This window comes from Streptococcus suis, assembly GCA_024583055.1.
Classification (GTDB): Bacteria; Bacillota; Bacilli; order Lactobacillales; family Streptococcaceae; genus Streptococcus; species Streptococcus suis_V.
Genome location: CP102145.1, coordinates 453349 through 472635, shown reverse-complemented (window position 1 = coordinate 472635; position 19287 = coordinate 453349). Strand labels below are relative to the sequence as shown.

Annotated in this window: 16 protein-coding genes; 15 read left to right on the top strand and 1 reads right to left on the bottom strand. The window is 42.8% G+C overall.

What is annotated here, in order from left to right:
• Positions 1-176 precede the first annotated feature (176 nt).
• The 15 genes from NQZ91_02295 (at position 177) to NQZ91_02225 (ending at position 18893) form a co-directional block, all read left to right on the top strand.
• The gene (locus NQZ91_02295; protein UUM58222.1) at positions 177-1730 is read left to right on the top strand and encodes an MFS transporter; all 1554 of its coding nucleotides are present in this window, start codon (positions 177-179) and stop codon (positions 1728-1730) included.
• Between the two features lie 55 nt (positions 1731-1785).
• Positions 1786-2814: a sugar kinase gene (locus tag NQZ91_02290; protein UUM58221.1), complete on the top strand. Its 1029-nt coding sequence runs from the start codon at positions 1786-1788 to the stop codon at positions 2812-2814.
• 15 nt (positions 2815-2829) lie between these two features.
• Positions 2830-4629 carry a beta-glucuronidase gene (uidA, locus tag NQZ91_02285; GenBank protein UUM58220.1) on the top strand — a complete coding sequence of 600 codons (1800 nt, stop codon included), beginning with the start codon at positions 2830-2832 and terminating at the stop codon, positions 4627-4629.
• A 45-nt stretch (positions 4630-4674) separates the two neighbouring features.
• The gene (locus NQZ91_02280) at positions 4675-5391 is read left to right on the top strand and encodes a FadR family transcriptional regulator (protein ID UUM58219.1); all 717 of its coding nucleotides are present in this window, start codon (positions 4675-4677) and stop codon (positions 5389-5391) included.
• Between the two features lie 123 nt (positions 5392-5514).
• Positions 5515-6135, top strand: a complete 621-nt coding sequence (eda, locus tag NQZ91_02275) for a bifunctional 4-hydroxy-2-oxoglutarate aldolase/2-dehydro-3-deoxy-phosphogluconate aldolase (protein ID UUM58218.1) — start codon at positions 5515-5517, stop codon at positions 6133-6135.
• A gap of 1 nt (position 6136) precedes the next feature.
• A complete protein-coding gene (uxaC, locus tag NQZ91_02270) occupies positions 6137-7537 on the top strand; it encodes a glucuronate isomerase (GenBank protein ID UUM58217.1) in 1401 nt (466 codons plus the stop codon).
• Positions 7538-7550: 13 nt separating this feature from the next.
• On the top strand, positions 7551-8651 hold the full coding sequence (locus tag NQZ91_02265) for a mannonate dehydratase (protein UUM58216.1): 1101 nt from the start codon (positions 7551-7553) through the stop codon (positions 8649-8651).
• 1 nt (position 8652) lies between these two features.
• Positions 8653-9492, top strand: a complete 840-nt coding sequence (locus NQZ91_02260) for an SDR family oxidoreductase (GenBank protein ID UUM58215.1) — start codon at positions 8653-8655, stop codon at positions 9490-9492.
• On the top strand, positions 9492-10292 hold the full coding sequence (locus NQZ91_02255; protein UUM58214.1) for an HAD hydrolase-like protein: 801 nt from the start codon (positions 9492-9494) through the stop codon (positions 10290-10292). Before NQZ91_02260 ends, NQZ91_02255 begins: the two co-directional genes overlap by 1 nt.
• Before the next feature lie 48 nt (positions 10293-10340).
• On the top strand, positions 10341-12131 hold the full coding sequence (locus NQZ91_02250) for a beta-hexosaminidase (GenBank protein ID UUM58213.1): 1791 nt from the start codon (positions 10341-10343) through the stop codon (positions 12129-12131).
• A 10-nt stretch (positions 12132-12141) separates the two neighbouring features.
• On the top strand, positions 12142-13866 hold the full coding sequence (locus tag NQZ91_02245) for a glycoside hydrolase family 3 protein (GenBank protein ID UUM58212.1): 1725 nt from the start codon (positions 12142-12144) through the stop codon (positions 13864-13866).
• Between the two features lie 293 nt (positions 13867-14159).
• On the top strand, positions 14160-15203 hold the full coding sequence (gene pheS / locus NQZ91_02240) for a phenylalanine--tRNA ligase subunit alpha (GenBank protein UUM58211.1): 1044 nt from the start codon (positions 14160-14162) through the stop codon (positions 15201-15203).
• A gap of 446 nt (positions 15204-15649) precedes the next feature.
• Positions 15650-16171 carry a GNAT family N-acetyltransferase gene (locus NQZ91_02235; GenBank protein ID UUM58210.1) on the top strand — a complete coding sequence of 174 codons (522 nt, stop codon included), beginning with the start codon at positions 15650-15652 and terminating at the stop codon, positions 16169-16171.
• Position 16172: 1 nt separating this feature from the next.
• Positions 16173-18572: a phenylalanine--tRNA ligase subunit beta gene (gene pheT / locus NQZ91_02230; protein ID UUM58209.1), complete on the top strand. Its 2400-nt coding sequence runs from the start codon at positions 16173-16175 to the stop codon at positions 18570-18572.
• 54 nt (positions 18573-18626) lie between these two features.
• Complete coding sequence (locus NQZ91_02225) at positions 18627-18893, top strand: DUF2087 domain-containing protein (GenBank protein UUM58208.1); 267 nt, start codon at positions 18627-18629, stop codon at positions 18891-18893.
• Positions 18894-18913: 20 nt separating this feature from the next.
• On the opposite strand, the gene NQZ91_02220 is transcribed toward NQZ91_02225, so the two are convergent.
• Entirely contained in the window at positions 18914-19216 is a 303-nt protein-coding gene (locus NQZ91_02220; GenBank protein UUM58207.1) for a hypothetical protein, read from the bottom strand.
• Positions 19217-19287 lie beyond the last annotated feature (71 nt).

Genomic DNA, 19287 nt, shown 5'->3' with positions numbered 1-19287 from the left:
AATTCCTTCTTGATAAATCAAATATATCAGATGATTTTCGTAGAGAATCGTCTTTTTTTGTGCATAATTTTAAAATTTTTACAAAAACAGTTGACAAATCATCTGATGAATATTAGAATATAGTTAAAGAAAACGCTTACGACTTTGTCGTAGAAAACATTTAGGAGGAATTTCCAATGGAAAAACATGTTGAGCAACGTGTCGAAGACGTTACTTATAACAAGGCTAAATTATGGCAGATTATATTGTTTGCAATGAATAATTCGTCGACCAATATCTACTTAGTTGCCTTCACTTTTGTGACTTATTTATCGACAGGGGTACTTGGTTTAGCAGCCCTGTTTGTCAGTCAGCTGATGGGCTATATTCGTATCTTTGATGGTTTCATCGATCCTACAATCGGAGTTATCATTGATAAAACGGATACAAAGTTTGGTAAATATCGTCCTATTTTGGTTTTAGGGAATATTATCACAGCTTCCTCACTCTTTATGATGTTAGGCTTAAGTGGAATTAGCGAAAATTTGCGTCTACCATTGTTCCTAGTTGTTTTAATTATTCATAAAATTGGTTATTCGTTGCAACAAACGATTACTAAAGCAGGGCAAGTTGCGCTTACCAATGATCCAAAACAACGTCCGATCTTTAACATTATTGATGGTATTGCGACAACTGTGTTGATGACTGGTAGTCAGGTTGTTGTATCAGGAACCTTGGTTCCGAAACATGGTGGTTTCACCCCAAGTTTCTTCCAAGAATTGTTCCTCGGTGTAGTAGTGATTTCAGCTGTTCTGGGTATTCTTGCTATTATCGGTATTTGGGAGAAAGACAATAAGAAATACTTTGGTCTTGGTGAGAAGACACAAGAAACGAAGTTGAAAGACTACTGGAAAGTTATCAAAGGAAACAAACCTTTGCAGGTTCTTTCAATCTCTGCAGCTTTTGTAAAATTTGTTGCTCAACTGTTTGGAGATTCCGTTATCGGGGTTATGCTGTATGGTATTATCTTCGGTGACTATGCTCTTTCTGGAAAAATGTCTATGCTGTTGATTTTGCCAGGTATTCTTGTAACAGTTGGTGCTGCGCAATTGGCTCGTCGTAAAGGTTTACGATTTGCCTATATTACAGCGCTTCAACTTGGGATTGCTGGTCTTGTGACTTTGGCAGCGATGCTCTTTTTAGCTAAACCAGGTATGTTGGATTTGACAAATTGGAATCTTTACACAATCGGCTTCTTTGTTGTTTATATCATTGCTCGCTACGCATCTAGTGCTCCATCTGGTTTGGTATTGACCATGGGTGCGGATATTACAGACTATGAAACTTCAGTATCTGGTCGTTACTTGTCAGGTATGATTGGGACTATCTTCTCATTGACAGACTCAATTGCTTCTTCATTTGCCCCAATGGTTGTTGGATTTGTATTAGCAGGTATCGGTTTTGGCAAAGAGTACCCAACCGTTGAAACAGCATTCTCAACAGATTTGAGAATGGCACTGATTGTCCTATTGACAGTGATTCCAGCAGCGGTATTGAGCGTATCCTTGTTCTTGATGAAATTCTACAAACTAGACCGTGAAGAAATGGCTCGTATTCAAGAGAAAATCCATGTTATGAAAGCGGCAAAAGATGAGGAACGTGTGCGTGCAATTGCGAAAAATGTTCCATTATCTGATATGGATTATGTAGATGTAACTCAATATAAGGTTGACCAATACGACGATAAATAATACAATAACGACCTAGCTGGAGGAGTCCAGCTGGGTCTTTCATCTAGGAGGCGGTATGAAAAAAATCTTAGCATTTGGAGAAGTTTTGTTGCGGCTATCTCCTCCTCATTATCAGACCTTAACACAGGCTACCGGTTTAGATTGTCAGTTTGGTGGTTCGGAGTTGAATGTTTTAGCCAGCTTGGCTCAGCTGGGGCATTCAGTTGAGTTGGTGACGGCACTTTCGGAAAATGAAGTTGGGAAAATGGCAGAACACTTTCTCTTTGCACGGCAGATTGGACAGAAGCATCTGATTCGAAAAAAAGGAAGGCTGGGGCTTTATTATTATCAAAAGGGCTTCTCTCTTAGACCTAGCCAGGTGACCTATGATCGGGATTATTCTGCCTTTAGCTTATCCAAGGAAGAAGATTATGATTTGGAAGGCATGTTTGACGGTGTCGATTGGTTTCATGTCAGTGGTATAACGGTCGCTTTGAATCCAAATATTTATCGACTGGCCTTTCGTTTGATGGAAATGGCAAAGGAGCAGGGTGTTAAGGTTTCCTTTGACTTGAATTATCGAGAAAGTTTGTGGTCTTCTTTTGAAGAAGCAAGGGAAAAACTATCTCCCTTTGTGCAATTGGCGGATATCTGCTTTGGCCTAGAGCCTATTCAACTCTTCAATGAATCTGGAAAAGATGTGAAGGATGAATTGGGGTTGAAGCGTCCTTATGAAGATAAGGATACCTTGCTGAAGGTTGTTAAAGTTTTAGCAGAGAACTATTCTTTGCAGGGTCTTGCTTTTACCCAGAGGGAAATGACCTACAATAATGAATATTTGTTGAAGGCATACTTGTATCAAGATGGTATTCTTTATGAAACGGAAAAAGAATCCATTCAAGTTTTGGACCGAGTTGGGACAGGGGATGCCTTTACAGCAGGAATTATTTTGGGCTATTTGCAGGAAAAAACGCCACAAGAAATAGTCGACTTGGGGATGGCTAGTTTTCAATTCAAACATACCATTGAAGGGGACATTAATGTCATCAGTCAATCGGATATTGATTTGCTATTGAAAAAAGGGTCACGTGAAATAAAACGATAGAAAGAAGGAAAAAGTATGTTGTATCCAATACAAACAAAAACACGCTCAGTCTATTCCTTAAATGGAATATGGAAATTTAAACAAGGGAACAATGATGTTCATACTCTGTTAGATACAGATGAAGTAATGGTTGTACCGAGTTCTTTCAATGATGTTGTTGTCGATAAAGCAAAGCGTCGTTTTGTCGGTGATAATTGGTATGAACTGATGGTAGCTCTTCCAGTAGTAGCTGATGATGAGGAGTTAGTTGTACGCTTTGGTTCGGTGACACATCAGGCAAAAGTTTATGCAGATGGTCAGTTAATCGGGGAACATAAGGGTGGTTTTACCCCTTTTGAATGCTTGATTCCATCAAACTTATACGATGCTGACCAATTCCGATTGACGGTTTGTGCCAATAATGAACTAAATTATACAACCCTCCCAGTAGGGAATTATAGTGAAGAAGTGGATGAGAATGGCCAAATTGTGAAGACTGTTAAGGAAAATTTTGACTTTTTCAACTATGCTGGTATCCAGCGAACGGTTCATCTCTATAAACGTCCAAAAAATAGGATTGAAGATATTGTTATTCGGACAGAGATAAATCAAGATTTGACTCAGGCGGTAGTAAATGTTGATGTGAAGGCAGTTGGTTACTATGATTCAATTTGTATTCATATTTTAGATCAAGAGGGACAGGAAGTGGGGGTTCTTGAAAATGGACAAATGGTCATTGAACATCCACGCCTTTGGGAGGTTTTGGATGCCTATCTCTATATTGCTAAAGTTGAATTATTTGACGGAGAAAACTTGCTAGATACCTACTCAGAACAATTTGGTATTCGTAGTGTAGCAGTTGAAAATGGGCAATTTTTCATCAATGGAAAACCTTTCTATTTCAAGGGATTTGGTAAACATGAAGATACCTTTATTAATGGTCGTGGTTTCAATGAAGCAGCCAATCTGATGGATTTGAATTTGCTTAAAGATATTGGAGCAAATTCCTTTAGGACATCTCATTATCCCTATTCTGAGGAAATGATGCGGCTGGCAGATCGTTTGGGGATTGTCGTCCTTGATGAAGTGCCAGCAGTTGGCCTGTTCCAGCTTTTCAATGCAGCATTGAATTTGGCAGGTGATTCTGAAGAAGTAAAAAATACTTGGGAAGTTATGCAAACCAAGGAGGCTCATGAGATGGTGATTGATGAATTGATAGCTCGTGATAAGAATCATCCTTCTGTAGTGATGTGGGTTGTTGCCAATGAACCGGCAGGGCATGAAAAGGGAGCACGTGCTTATTTTGAACCTCTGATTCAGCGCATGAGGGACAGAGATCCTTCTAAGCGTCCTGTGACCTTGGTCAATATTATGACAGCAACGCCTGATAAGGATGAGGTTATGGATTTGGTCGATGTTGTCTGTCTCAATCGTTACTATGGTTGGTATGTTGAACATGGTGACTTGAAGGCAGCAGAAAAGGGCTTGAGACAGGAATTAGAGACCTGGCAAGGGCTTTATCCAGACAAGCCAATTTTGATTACGGAATATGGTGCAGATACTCTTCCAGGTTTGCATTCAATGTGGGATATTCCTTATACAGAGGAATTTCAGGTGGATTACTACGATATGAACCATCGCGTCTTTGATTCAATTCCTAATCTAATCGGTGAGCAAGTCTGGAATTTTGCGGATTTTGAAACCACGGTTGGACTCATTCGTATTCAAGGAAATCACAAAGGATTGTTCTCAAGAAATAGACAACCCAAGCAAATTGTAAGAGAAATCAAGAAACGTTGGACTGCCATTCCAAACTACCATTATAAGAGGAAATGAGCTATAATAGTAGCAAATAGAAAGTTGTAATGGAGGACCAAGCACATGGCGAAACCCTTGGTAGAAAAAGCATCAGAACGCTTATTGGAATTGATTTTGGAAAGAGGATATGAAGTTGGTGACAAGCTTCCAAATGAGTATGAATTGGCCCAAGATTTAGAAGTTGGACGTTCGACTGTTCGTGAAGCTGTTCGAAGTTTGGCTACTCGAAATATTCTGGAGGTGCGGCAAGGGTCGGGAACTTACATCAGTTCCAAAAAAGGAGTTTCAGAGGATCCTTTAGGTTTTTCGTTGGTCAGAGACCGTGTGAAACTGACGACAGATTTGTTTGAAGTGCGGTATTTGCTTGAACCGAGAATTGCGGAGCGTGTCGCTCAATTTGCCTCGGATGAAGACATTGCTCGACTAGAAGAAATTGTCTTTGCTATTGAAGAGGCGGTAGCTGCTGGAGATTCGAAGCATCTGGAATTGGATGTGCAATTTCACTGTATGTTGGCGGAGATGAGTGGGAATCTGGCAATGACTAGTCTCATGCCTGTCATTAATCAATCTATTCATCTAATCAATGAAAATTATTCAAATCGTCAGATGAAATCGGATAGTTTACAGGCCCACAGGAATATCTTAATGGCTATCAAGCAACGTCACCCTGTTGCAGCATATGATAGCATGTTAGCACATATTACATCAGTAAGACAGGTTGTTTTAAGCGAATGGTTCGATAAAGATATGACTTTGCATGGTCTCAACGATCATAAATAGAAATACGAAATAGACTGCCCAGAATAATTTTCTGGGTATTTTTTTGCATTTTTCTTGACAAATCATCTGATGAATTATATACTATAACTATAAAATGATATCGCTTTCTAATTGGAGGTCAAGATGTTAAAGCAATTAAAAGAAAATTACTTTTTCGCAGTGATTCGAGGAAAAGATGAAGAAGATGCGAAAGAAATCGCTCGCCATGCGATTTTGGGAGGTATTCGAAATATTGAAATTACATTTTCGACTCCAAATGCAGCGACAGTTATCAAAGAATTACAAGAGGAGTTCTCAGATGATTCTTCCGTAGTCATTGGGGCGGGAACAGTAATGAATCTTAAGTTGGCACAAGCAGCCATTGATGCAGGTGCTAGTTTTCTGGTTAGTCCTCATTTTGATAAAGAAATTCAAGACTTGGCGCAAGAGGCTGAGGTATTCTACTTCCCAGGCTGTGCAACTGCAACGGAGATTGTCACAGCTAGTCAGGCGGGATGTCCTATTATCAAGCTTTTCCCTGGTGGCGTGTTGGGGCCTGGATTTATCAAGGATATTCACGGCCCTGTGCCTGAAGTGGATCTGATGCCTTCTGGTGGTGTATCAGTTGATAATGTTGCAGATTGGAAAAAGGCAGGCGCTTGTGCTGTTGGAGTTGGTTCGGCTCTGGCAAGTCGAGTACAGGCTGAAGGCTATGAAAGTGTAACGACGATTGCTCGCAGTTTTGTTGCAGCTTTGGAGGGATGAAATGAGTTTTAATGACAAAAACTTTATGCTAAAAAATGAGCCTGCTAAGGAGCTTTACGGGAAAATAGCAGAGCTTCCTATCTATGATTTCCATTGCCACTTGGATCCTAAGGAAATTTTTGAAGATAAGGTTTATGAAGATATTGTTGATCTGTGGCTGGGGGGTGACCATTATAAGTGGCGCTTGATGCGGGCTAATGGTATCTCAGAAGAAGAAATCACAGGTTCAGCAAGTAAACTAGATAAGTTTAAGGCCTGGGCAAGAACCTTGGAACGGGCTTTCGGAAATCCTCTTTATCATTGGAGTCATTTGGAATTGCGACAGGTTTTCGGTGTTGAGGAATTGTTGACCGCAGAAAATGCAGAGCGACTCTATCATCAGCTCAATACTTATTTGCAAGAACATCAAGTTAGTCCACGGAAGTTGATTGCGGATGCTAGGGTGACCTTTATTGGGACTACTGACCATCCATTAGATACACTAGAATGGCATAAGTGCTTGGCTGAGGACTCGACCATAGATACTGTAGTGGCACCGACTTTCCGACCAGATGAAGCTTTTATAGAACATCGAAATTTCAATCCATTTATGAAACGCTTGGAAGAAGTCACAGGGGTAGCAGTAAGAGACTTTGCAAGTTTTGTAGAGGCACTTGGTCAGCGCGTTTCCTATTTTGCTCAACACGGTTGCCGAGCAAGTGACATCAGTTTTACGACTATTTCCTATGAAGAGGCTACCCTCGAAGAGTTGGATGAAATTTTACTAGCAAGACTGGCAGGTAAAGAGGCTGGCCAATCCAGTATCAATAAATGGCAGACTGCTATCTTTAGAGAATTGTGCCGATTGTATAAGAAACATGGCTTTGTGACACAAGTTCACTTTGGTTCTTTACGGAACAACCATACCGGACTATTTGAAAAACTTGGAGCAGATGTAGGTGTGGATTCGATTGGAGACCAGACATGTCTGACAGTGAATTTGAATCGTTTGTTAGATAACTTGGTCAGGGAAAATGCCCTTCCAAAAATGATTTGGTACAATCTCAATCCAAGTTACAACATTGCTCTGGCCAATACTTTGGCGAATTTCCAGTCCAATGAGGAAGGGCTTCGTAGTCAGCTACAATTTGGTGCTGGTTGGTGGTTCAATGATACCAAGTTGGGCATGATTGACCAGATGAATGCCTATGCAGAACAGGGCATGCTTGCTAATTTTGTTGGTATGTTGACAGATTCGCGTAGCTTTTTATCTTATCAACGGCATGATTATTTCAGACGCATTTTAGCGACCTATGTTGGTCAATGGATTGTTGATGAAGAAGTGCCTGAAGATTACAAGCGTTTAGGCCAGTTTGTAGAAGCCATATCCTATTACAATGCCAAAGAATTTTTTGAACAATAAAGGAGAGTAAATCATGAAAATGTCATTTCGATGGTACGGGAAAAAAGATCCTGTGACACTGGAAGAGATTAAAGCAATCCCTGGTATGCAGGGAATCGTAACAGCTGTCTATGATGTGCCAGTTGGTCAAGCTTGGCCCCTTGAAAACATTCTAGAGCTGAAAAAAATGGTCGAAGATGCAGGACTTGAAATTACTGTTATTGAATCCATTCCTGTTCATGAAGACATCAAACAAGGGAAGCCAAATCGTGATGAGTTAATTGAAAACTATAAAACTTCCATCCGTAATGTCGGGGCTGCAGGTATTCCAGTTGTATGCTATAATTTCATGCCTGTGTTTGACTGGACCCGTTCAGACTTGCACCACCCACTTCCAGATGGTTCAACTTCTTTAGCTTTCCTTAAATCTGATTTGGCAGGTGTTGATCCTGTGGCGGATGATTTGAACTTACCGGGTTGGGATTCGTCCTACTCCAAGGAAGAAATGAAGGCGATTATTGAAAATTATCGTCAGAATATCTCTGAAGAAGATTTATGGGCGAATTTGGAGTATTTCATCAAAGCGATTCTGCCAACGGCTGAGGAAGCTGGAGTCAAAATGGCTATTCACCCTGATGACCCTCCGTATGGAATTTTCGGATTGCCACGTATTATTACTGGTCAAGAAGCCGTTGAACGATTTTTGAATCTCTATGATTCAGAACACAATGGAATTACCATGTGTGTAGGATCCTATGCTTCTGATCCGAAAAATGATGTCCTTGCCATGACGGAATATGCTCTCAAACGCAATCGTATCAATTTTATGCATACGCGCAATGTGACGGCAGGTGCTTGGGGCTTCCAAGAAACTGCACATTTGTCACAGGCTGGTGACATTGACATGAACGCTGTTGTTAAATTATTGGTGGACTATGACTGGACTGGTGCCTTGCGTCCAGACCACGGTCGTCGTATCTGGAGAGACCAGACCAAGACACCTGGTTATGGTCTGTATGACCGAGCCCTTGGGGCAACCTACTTTAACGGTCTCTATGAAGCCAATATGCGAGCAGCAGGCAAGACACCAGATTTTGGAATTACAGTCAAAACAGTTGGAAATAAGGAGAGCTAATATGTCACGTGTTATTGAGTTTAAGGATAAGGTTGTTGTTATTACAGGTGCAGGAGGCGTGCTTTGTGGCTATTTGGCAAAAGAATTTGCTAAGGCAGGCGCAAAGGTTGCGCTTTTGGACTTAAATGAAGCTGCGGCTCAGGTCTTCGTTGATGAGATTGCAGCAGCAGGAGGCGTTGCGAAAGCATATAAATCTAACGTTCTTTCTAAGGAAAATTTGGAAGAAGTTCGCCAGCAAGTCCTAGCAGATTTTGGCCCTGTAGATATTTTAATCAATGGTGCAGGAGGCAATAATCCAAAAGCGACAACGGACAATGAATTCCATGAGATTGGACTGCCAGCTGAGACCAAAACTTTCTTCGACTTGGATGAGGCAGGTATCAACTTTGTATTCAATTTGAACTATTTGGGAACCTTATTGCCAACACAGGTCTTTGCACAGGATATGATTGGTCGCTCGGGAGCAAATATTATCAATATTTCCAGCATGAATGCCTTTACTCCTTTGACAAAAATTCCAGCCTACTCAGGTGCCAAGGCTGCTATTAGTAATTTTACCCAATGGTTAGCAGTCCATTTTTCAAAAGTTGGTATTCGTTGTAATGCGATTGCGCCTGGATTTCTGGTTACCAACCAAAACCGTGGCTTGCTATTTGACGAGTCAGGTCAACCGACCGCACGTGCCAACAAGATTTTGACCAATACACCAATGGGGCGTTTTGGTGAAGCGGAAGAGCTAGTCGGCGGAGTCTTCTTCTTGGCAGACGAGAATTTGGCAAGTTTTGTCAACGGTGTTGTTTTACCGATTGACGGTGGCTTCTCAGCCTATTCAGGAGTTTGATGATGAAAACGGATTACGTATTTTGTGTGGACTCTGATGGCTGCGCCATGGACACCATGACCTACAAACATAAACTCTTTTTCGGTCCCTTGGCTGCGGAAGTTTTTGGTGTTGAAGATAAAGAACCATTTTTAGCTGAATGGAATCGAGTTAATCTCTACTCACGAGAACGTGGCATTAACCGTTTTGTCGGCTTAGTTAAAGCTCTAGAATTTGCAGGTGTGACTGGTATAGATAACTTGAAAAATTGGGTCGTTACTACAGATTCTTTGTCAAATGCTTCTCTGGAAAGATTGATAGAGGAGCAGCCGTCAAAAGACTTGGAATTAGCTTTAGAATGGTCCACTCAAGTCAATCAAGCCATTAAGAAGTATAGTGGACCAGTTTTAGCCTTCATCGGCGTTCACAAGGGCTTGGAAAAATTGAGCCAGTTAGGAAAAGTCTACGTAGTTTCTTCTGCTAATAAGGAAGCGGTAGAAGAAGAGTGGACAGACCAGGGTTTGATGGACTTTGTTACAGAATTGTACTGTCAAGACCGTGGCAAGAAAGAAGATGTCATCAAACTGTTAATAGAGGAAGGGTATTGTCCTGATAAGATTATGATGATTGGTGACTCGCCAGGTGATTTGAAGGCGGCGGAACTCAATAATGTTCACTTCTATCCCATTTTAGTAGGACAAGAGATGCAATCTTGGGCGGATTTGACAGAAACGATTGCAGATGACTTTGTTCATCAAGCATTCACAAATGAGAAAGAAATAGAATTGACACAGGCATTTTGGAATAATTTAGACGACTAGAGAGAAGGGCTAGAGGCGCTATGCCCTCTAGCTTTTTTGGAGGCAAACATGACACATTTAGTAGATTTACGGAAGAAACCTTACAGCCTTGATGAAGAGGCTATTTCTTGGATTGAAGAAACTATTGCTCAGATGACCTTGGATGAAAAAATCGGTCACCTCTTTGTCAACATGGGGAGCCAGCGGACAGAAGAATATCTGACTGGAGTATTAAATGATTATAAGATTGCTGCTGTTCGTTACAATCCTGGACCTGCTGTAGATATTTGGGAGCAAAACTATATTTTGCAGACCAAGTCTAAAATTCCTCTCTTGATTGCAGCCAATACCGAATCTGGTGGGAATGGCGCTGTTACGGACGGAACGAAAATTGGGGATGAGATCAAGATTGCTGCGACAACCGATCCCCACTATGCTTATGAAATGGGGAAAGTTGCAGGACTTGAAGCAGCTGCAGTAGGCTGCAATGCCTCCTTTGCACCGATTATGGACCTCAGTCGTAATTGGCGCAATCCAATCATTGCAAACCGAACATGGGGAGCTAATGTAGACCAAGTCATTGAATTATCCAAAGAATACATGCGAGGTATTATGGAGCATGGCATTGTGCCGTTTGCTAAGCATTTCCCAGGCGATGGTATTGATGAACGTGACCATCATCTCTCTTTTGCTTCGAATCCCATGACCAAATCTGAATGGATGGAAACATTTGGACGGATTTATGGTGAGATGGCTGACGCAGGTCTCCCAGGTATTATGGCGGGGCATATTCATTTGCCAAATGTTGAGAAAGAAATGCATCCAGAACGTGAATTGGATGATATGTTGCCAGCTTCGCTGAATAAAACCCTCTTGGATGAATTGCTTCGTGGAGAATTAGGTTACAATGGCGCCATTGTCACGGATGCTAGTCACATGATTGGTATGACAGCCTCTATGCCACGTCGTGAGTTATTGCCTACAGCTATTGAGGCAGGTTGTGATCTTTTCCTTTTCTTCAACGATCCAGAAGAAGATTTGCAATGGATGAAAGAAGGATTGGAAAATGGTCTGCTTTCTGAGGAACGCCTCCATGATGCTCTTCGTCGTACCTTGGGCTTGAAAGCTAAACTCGGTCTTCATCAGTTTGAAGGTCGTCGTCAGGAAATCATGTTGCCAAAAGAAGAAGCACTGGCTTTGATTGGTAGAGATGAGGCGAAACAGCTTGCAAAAGAAATAGCTGACAAGGCGATTACCTTGGTAAAAGCCAAACAAGAAGGAATTTTCCCCGTCAATCCAGAACGCTACAAACGGATTTTGTTGGTAGAAGTAGATGGCTATAAGGGTGGTTTTGGCGCCATGATCAATGCTGGCAAGAAGAGAGCAGCCGATACGCTGAAAGAACTATTAGAAGCTCGAGGTCACCAAGTATCTATCTGGGAAAATACGGAGGCACGGATTGCTAAATTACCAGAAGAAGAAAGACCAGCAGCGATTGCGAATGTCTATGCTTCCAAGCGTCCTATTGCCGAAATCACAGATAACTATGATTTGATTATCGATTTAGTCGATGTCAACTCAGGAGGGACAACTCAGCGGATTATTTGGCCAGCTGCTAAGGGAACGCCAGACCAGCCTTTCTATGTTCACGAAATTCCAACCATTGTCGTCTCTGTTCAGCACCCATTTGCACTTGCAGATATGCCACAGGTTGCAACCTATATCAATGCCTACGATGGCTTGCCAGTCACATTAGAAGCCTTGGTTGCTAAACTAGCAGGAGAGTCAGACTTTACAGGAGTATCACCTGTAGATGCCTATTGTGGCTTGGTAGATACACAGATTTGGCGCGGAAAATAAGGAGGAAAGAATGCCTAGATTGGTTGATTTGCGGAAGAAACCCTATTGTTTGAATGATGAGCAGCTTACCTGGGTAGAAAATACCTTGGCTCATCTGACTGATGAAGAAAAAATCGGTCAATTGTTTGTTAATCTATTCTTCTTCGGAGGAGACGCTTTTAGCGGAAATAATCTGAGTAATAAGGAATTGATGAACCGATATCACATAGGTGGTGCTCGTTATATGAATGGCAGTCCAGAACAGGTACAAGGACTGATTAACGAGTTGCAAAGCTATTCAAAAGTACCTCTCTTGGTTGCAGCGAACTGTGACTCAGGTGGAGATGGGGCTGTGAAAGGCGGAACCTATATTTCCTCAGGTGCTCAATCGGAAGCTAGTCGGGATCCTCGTATTCCCTACCTAGCAGGTCTCGTATCTGCGAGAGAGGAGACTGCATTAGGTGTAAATGTCAACTTTGATCCGTGCGTGGACATTGTACAGAACTGGCGCAATACGATTGTCAATACCAGAGCCTACGGCACAAATGCGGATGATGTGATTGCCTATACCAGTGCCTATTTAGAAGGATTGACTGCTGAAAGAGATGTTATTCAATGTATCAAGCATTTCCCAGGAGATGGTACAGAAGAACGTGATCAGCATCTAGTCCTCGGTGTCAATGAACTCTCTCCAGAAGAATGGGACAATAGTTTTGGTCGTGTCTATCGTCATCATATTGAAGCTGGTGTTGAGATGATTATGGCAGGTCATATAGCCTTGCCATATTACCAGAAAGAACTGAATCCAAGTTTGATGGACGAAGATATTTTGCCTGCAACACTGGCTCCTGAATTGATTCAAGATTTATTGAAAGAAAAATTGGAATTCAATGGCTTGGTTATAACAGATGCCAGCCACATGTTGGGGATGACAGCAGCCATGCGTCGTGAAGACTACGTACCTGCAGCCATTGCTGCGGGTTGTGATATGTTCTTATTCTTCAATAACTTAGAAGAAGATTTTGAATTTATGCTCAATGGCTACCGCAAGGGAGTGATTACTGAGGAAAGACTTCATGATGCTCTCCGTCGCATTTTAGGTCTGAAAGCCAAACTCAATCTGCATATCAAACAAGCAGAAGGAACCTTATTAAAATCAAACGATGAATTGGCTATTATTCGCTGCGAAGAACACTTGGCTTGGCAACGTGAGGCGGCAGACAAAGCAATTACGCTGTTGAAGGATACCCAGAAAAATCTTCCAATTAGTCCAGAAACCCATCGCAGAATCCGTTTGTATTACCTAGAAGGTGAAAAAGAAGGCATTATGGCGGCAAATACAGAAGTGGTTGATAACCTTAAAGCTGCCTTGGAAGCGCGTGGTTATGAAGTGACTGTCAATGATGGTACGACTCGGATCAAAGGAAAAACGTTGCAATACCGAGAAGAAGTTGATTTAGCCTTGACTGTTGCCAATGTCATTGGATATGGAGCGCAGAATAATTACCGCATCCAGTGGAAAACGGCCATGTCCAATGAAGTTCCTTGGTATGTACATGAAGTTCCAACCATTTTCGTTTCACTAAACTATACAACTCACCTTCATGATGTTACCATGGTCAAAACTGCTATCAATGCCTACCATCATAATAAAAACACGATTGAATCTCTCCTTGATAAATTAGAAGGAAAAGATGACTTCTATGGTGTGCCAAATGAGAATGTTTGGGCCAATAAATGGCAAGCAAAACTATAAAACTAAACTCCTTTCTATCCTAGATAGAGGGAGTTTTTCTAGGGATATTTATTGCCAAACTTTCTTATTTTTGATAGAATATTCTTAATTGAATAGAAGTCTGTGAGACTAGTACACCTATGGAAACTGCCCAGGGAGTTGAGCCGTGACTGCAAGCTCAATCAGTGAAAGTTGGTCGAATTCACTCACGCAAGGACTTAGAATGAAGGTCTGCCTAGCAGATGAAAACGGATGGTACCGCGTGACAACGCTCCGATACGAGTGGTGTCATGCGTTTTTTTATTGGAGGAATTATGTCAAATATTGAACAACAGTTGGCTGAATTAAGCCAAACCACACTTGAAAAGTTAAAAGAAATCCAGCACCAAGGAGAAAAAGAACTGCAAGCCCTGCGTGTTGCAGTTTTGGGTAAAAAAGGGTCCTTGACGGACCTGTTGAAAGGTTTGAAAGACCTGTCTAACGACATGAAACCAATCGTTGGTAAGCAGGTTAATGAAGTGCGCGATGTGCTGACGGCTGCTTTTGAAGAAACAGCTCAGAAGGTTGCAGCAGCAAAAATCCAACAACAATTAGCATCCGAAACCATTGATGTGACCCTGCCAGGTCGTCAGGTCAAGGTCGGAAAACGTCATGTTTTGACCCAAACTTCTGAAGAAATCGAAGATATTTTCTTAGGCATGGGCTTCCAAATCGTTGACGGATTTGAAGTGGAAAAAGATTACTACAATTTTGAGCGGATGAACTTGCCAAAAGATCATCCAGCGCGTGATATGCAAGATACCTTCTACATCACAGAAGAAATTCTTATGCGGACCCATACCTCACCTGTTCAGGCACGGACTATGGACCAACATGATTTCTCAAAAGGTGCCTTGAAGATGATTTCGCCTGGACGTGTATTCCGTCGTGATACGGACGATGCGACCCACAGCCACCAGTTCCACCAGATTGAAGGCTTGGTTGTCGGTGAAAATGTATCCATGGGCGATCTCAAAGGTACGCTTGAAATGATTATCAAGAAAATGTTTGGTGAAGAGCGTCAGATTCGCCTGCGTCCATCATACTTCCCATTCACAGAGCCTTCTGTTGAGGTAGATGTTTCCTGCTTCAAGTGTGGTGGTGATGGCTGTAACGTATGTAAGAAAACAGGCTGGATTGAAATCCTCGGTGCCGGTATGGTACACCCACAAGTATTGGAAATGAGTGGAATTGACTCAACCAAGTACTCTGGATTTGCCTTCGGTCTTGGTCAGGAACGTATTGCCATGCTTCGCTACGGTATCAACGATATTCGTGGTTTCTACCAAGGTGATGTACGCTTTTCGGAGCAGTTTTAACGTAGCACTACTTAAGGCTGACAAAGTCAGCTCTTAAGTAGACGGGAATCGCTATTCTGCGACTTTCCTAGCTACCTTACGACGGATTTCAAGCAAAAAAATCGTTTTGCTTGAAATCCGTCGTAATCTGATAAAGGTTAGTAGATTGTTGTTTGAGAGAAACGGAAGCCGCTCTAGCGGTCTACCTACTCCCCTCACTAGGTTTAGAGTTGAAAAGTATCGTTTTCAACTCTAAACCGTTGGACTCCGATACTCATAAATGGTGCTGAAGCACCTATTTATGAGACGACAGTCGCTATGGAGAACTGTCTAATTGTCTCACTAGTTCTAAGGTTGAAAAAATGTCGTTTTCAACCTTAGAACGTCGTAACCACGGACGAGTAAAGTGAAGGGGAAATCGCTATTGAGCGACTTTCCTAGCCCAGTTAGAAATGAGAGGCAATGAGATGCAGATTGATCCTATACGTTTGGAAGAGGTTTCCGTTTTGCAGGAGTTGGCCAAGCAGACCTTTGCTGAAACCTTTGCTCACGATAATGACACTAAAGAATTAGAAAACTTCTTCGAGGAAGCTTATTCGTTAGATGTTTTGACCCGTGAGATGTCGGACCCCAATTGCCAGCATTATTTTCTAAGGATTGATGATCAGGTGGCTGGTTATCTCAAGCTCAACCAAGGTCCTGCCCAGACGGAGCAGGAGTTGGAAAATGCCTTTGAAATTCAGCGGGTCTATCTCTTGCAGGCTTTTCAAGGCCGTGGTCTTGGGAAGGTCTTGTTTGAATTTGCTTTGGAAAAAGCAGAGCAGTCAACTTGTGACTGGGTCTGGCTGGGAGTCTGGGAACATAATTACAAAGCTCAGCAATTTTATGCAAAATACGGATTTGAAAAATTTGGCCAGCATGAATTTGCGGTCGGTGATAAGATTGATGTGGATTGGCTACTGAAACGGCCTTTGCACCAGAAAGGATAATATGTTAGTAAGTTACAAATGGTTAAAAGAACTGGTTGACTTTGATGCGACAAGCCATGACTTGTCTGAAAAAATGTCAACAACAGGAATTGAAGTAGAAGGTGTTGAGCAAAAGAGTGCTGGCCTTTCTAAGTTGGTTGTCGGTCAGGTTGTGTCTGCTGAGCCAATTCCAGATACCCACCTCAATATTTGTCAGGTCAATGTGGGCGAAGAAATCACGCAAATCGTTTGCGGTGCTCCGAATGTGAAAGCTGGTATCAAGGTAATCGTCGCTCTGCCAGGAGCTCGTATCGCTGGCAACTACAAGATCAAGAAAGGCAAAATCCGCGGAGTTGAGTCCTTGGGGATGCTCTGCTCATTGAGCGAAATCGGCGTGTCCGACTCAGTTGTGCCAAAGGTCTATGCGGATGGAATCTACCAGCTGCCAGAAGATGCAGTGGTGGGTGAGCCAGTCTTTTCATACCTAGACCTTGACGACGAGATTATCGAGCTGTCCATCACACCAAACCGTGCCGATGCCCTCTCCATGCGTGGCGTGGCTCATGAAGTCGCAGCCATTTACGACAGCAAGGTCAACTTCAAGTCTGTTGTCTTGGAAGAAAGCGATAAAAAAGCCAGCGATGTGATTGAAGTGGCTATCGAGTCAGACAAGGTGACTGCCTACACGGCTCGTGTCATCGAAAATGTGACCATCGCACCGAGCCCACAGTGGTTGCAAAATCTACTCATGAATGCAGGTATTCGCCCGCTCAACAACGTGGTCGATATCACCAACTACATCTTGCTTTACTTCGGTCAGCCAATGCACGCCTTTGACTTTGATAAGTTTGATGGCAAGAAAATCGTGGCTCGTCAGGCAAAAGAGGGTGAAAACTTGGTGACCCTTGACGGTGAAGAGCGTGACTTGATTGCCGATGATATCGTCATTTCCGTTGCGAACAAGGCAGTTGCCCTCGGTGGTGTCATGGGCGGTGCCAACACAGAGATTGACAACAACTCTAAGATCGTTGTGCTGGAAGCTGCCCTTTTTGACGGCAAGTCTATCCGCAAGACCTCAGGTCGCCTCAATCTTCGCTCTGAGTCCTCTTCTCGCTTTGAAAAAGGCATCAACGTGGCAACTTTGACGGAGGCTATTGACACGGCAGCTGCTATGATTGCGGAACTGGCTGGCGGTCAGGTCTTGTCTGGCATCGTTTCTGCGGGCAGCGTGGACACTTCGGACGTCCCAGTCACAGCGACCATTGACTACGTTAACCGCTCGCTCGGGACCAACCTCGACTATGCACAAATCGCAGACATTTTCCGTCGTTTAGGTATGGAAACAACTGGCGATGCAAGTCAGTTTACAGTCGCAGTACCACGTCGCCGTTGGGACATTCGCATTCCAGCAGACTTGGTAGAGGAAATTGCTCGTATTTATGGCTACAATAATCTGCCGACCACTCTTCCGAAAGAGGACGGAACAGCAGGCGAGTTGACCCTGACCCAGAGCATCCGTCGCCAAGTACGTAGCCTGGCAGAAGGTGCAGGTCTGACAGAAATCATTTCTTATGCCTTGACAACGCCTGAAAAGGCTGTGGAATTTGCGACTCGTCCAACCACAGTGACCGAACTAATGTGGCCTATGACTGTTGACCGCTCTGCCCTCCGTCAGAACATGGTGTCTGGTATGTTGGAAACAGTGGCCTACAACGTGGCTCGTAAGAACAAGAACTTGGCCCTCTACGAAATCGGAAAAATCTTTGAACAGTCTGGCAAGCCAAAAGAGGACCTGCCGCAAGAGATCAATAAATTTGCCCTTGTCTTGACTGGTTTGGTAGCTGAGAAAGACTTCCAAACACCGGCTGTACCAGTTGATTTCTTCCATGCCAAAGGGATTTTGGAAGCTATCTTTGGTCATTACAAGTTGGCTGTTGACTTTGTGGCGACTAGTGAGATTGCTGCTCTGCATCCAGGTCGTACAGCTGAAATCCATTTGAATGGGGCAGTTATCGGCTTTGTCGGTCAGGTACATCCTCAAACGGCCAAGGACTACGGTATTCCTGAAACCTATGTGGCTGAAATCAATCTGGATGCGATTGAAGAAGCTCTCCAGCCAGCTCAGCCATTTACCGAAATCTCCAAATTCCCAGCGGTTAGCCGTGATATTGCCCTGCTCTTGAGCAGTGATGTCAAACATCAGGATGTCCTGGATGCCATTGCGGCTGCGGGCGTGAAACGCTTGACCAAGGTGACCATCTTTGACGTCTATGCTGGCAGCAATATTGAGGCTGGTAAGAAGTCTATGGCTTATAACCTGACCTTCCAGAATCCTGCGGATAGCCTGACAGATGAGGAAGTGGCTAAGTATATGGAGAAAATTAGTAAGTCGCTCGAAGCGCTTGGTGCTGAAATTCGTTAACATGTAAATCTTGTGAAATCCTAGTCAGCGGGCTAGGATTTTTTGGAGGGAAGTATGAACACTCAAGATATTCAAGAAAAATTTTTCCGAGATGGAAAGTTGCTTGTCATTCCGAAGAAATTAAAAAGTAAGCAGGTCTTGTTTGCCTACTTGCAGGAGGAATTGGCTAAGAAGGGCTCGACATTTACAGAAAAAGATGTCAATGCCTTTCTAGCTGAGATCTATGACGATTATGCTATTTTAAGACGTTACTTGGTAGATTATGGCTACCTATCGCGTGATCAGTATGGTTTGGAATACAGAATAGAAGAAAAGAGATGATTGCGGTCATCTCTTTTGTCTTACAAAATAAAGGGTTCAATCTTCAATTCTATCCTATCACCGTATTTAGCCAGCAAATCTTCTGCCAAGGGGTGATAGAGTTCCCTCAGTTGCTCAATCTTGTCTGGAAATTGTTTGCCGATGTAGTCAAATTTACATTCTACAGTGTGAAAGAGTTGGTGGAAGAGCTCGTTGATGGCATGAAGTCTAGCAATCATCTCCTCATCCCCTTCCAGCCATTCAGGGATTTCGACGCGGTTGTCGACAAAACCATCAATCAATTTTACAGGGAAGGACCCGTATTCTAAGACAAATTCGTACATAGTTGTTCTCCTTGAGTTTTCCATATTTTAGCACAATCCTCACAAAATGGGTAGAAAGTTGATTGTTGATA

What these genes read in the sequence shown, in the direction of transcription:
- NQZ91_02235 (UUM58210.1), top strand. Translation starts at nt 15,650, where the DNA reads ATGCAGATTGATCCTATACGTTTGGAAGAGGTTTCCGTTTTGCAGGAG.
- pheT (UUM58209.1), top strand. Translation starts at nt 16,173, where the DNA reads ATGTTAGTAAGTTACAAATGGTTAAAAGAACTGGTTGACTTTGATGCG.
- NQZ91_02295 (UUM58222.1), top strand. Translation starts at nt 177, where the DNA reads ATGGAAAAACATGTTGAGCAACGTGTCGAAGACGTTACTTATAACAAG.
- NQZ91_02260 (UUM58215.1), top strand. Translation starts at nt 8,653, where the DNA reads ATGTCACGTGTTATTGAGTTTAAGGATAAGGTTGTTGTTATTACAGGT.
- NQZ91_02255 (UUM58214.1), top strand. Translation starts at nt 9,492, where the DNA reads ATGATGAAAACGGATTACGTATTTTGTGTGGACTCTGATGGCTGCGCC.
- uxaC (UUM58217.1), top strand. Translation starts at nt 6,137, where the DNA reads ATGAGTTTTAATGACAAAAACTTTATGCTAAAAAATGAGCCTGCTAAG.
- NQZ91_02225 (UUM58208.1), top strand. Translation starts at nt 18,627, where the DNA reads ATGAACACTCAAGATATTCAAGAAAAATTTTTCCGAGATGGAAAGTTG.
- NQZ91_02265 (UUM58216.1), top strand. Translation starts at nt 7,551, where the DNA reads ATGAAAATGTCATTTCGATGGTACGGGAAAAAAGATCCTGTGACACTG.
- NQZ91_02250 (UUM58213.1), top strand. Translation starts at nt 10,341, where the DNA reads ATGACACATTTAGTAGATTTACGGAAGAAACCTTACAGCCTTGATGAA.
- NQZ91_02245 (UUM58212.1), top strand. Translation starts at nt 12,142, where the DNA reads ATGCCTAGATTGGTTGATTTGCGGAAGAAACCCTATTGTTTGAATGAT.
- NQZ91_02280 (UUM58219.1), top strand. Translation starts at nt 4,675, where the DNA reads ATGGCGAAACCCTTGGTAGAAAAAGCATCAGAACGCTTATTGGAATTG.
- NQZ91_02290 (UUM58221.1), top strand. Translation starts at nt 1,786, where the DNA reads ATGAAAAAAATCTTAGCATTTGGAGAAGTTTTGTTGCGGCTATCTCCT.
- uidA (UUM58220.1), top strand. Translation starts at nt 2,830, where the DNA reads ATGTTGTATCCAATACAAACAAAAACACGCTCAGTCTATTCCTTAAAT.
- pheS (UUM58211.1), top strand. Translation starts at nt 14,160, where the DNA reads ATGTCAAATATTGAACAACAGTTGGCTGAATTAAGCCAAACCACACTT.
- NQZ91_02220 (UUM58207.1), bottom strand. Translation starts at nt 19,216, where the DNA reads ATGTACGAATTTGTCTTAGAATACGGGTCCTTCCCTGTAAAATTGATT.
- eda (UUM58218.1), top strand. Translation starts at nt 5,515, where the DNA reads ATGTTAAAGCAATTAAAAGAAAATTACTTTTTCGCAGTGATTCGAGGA.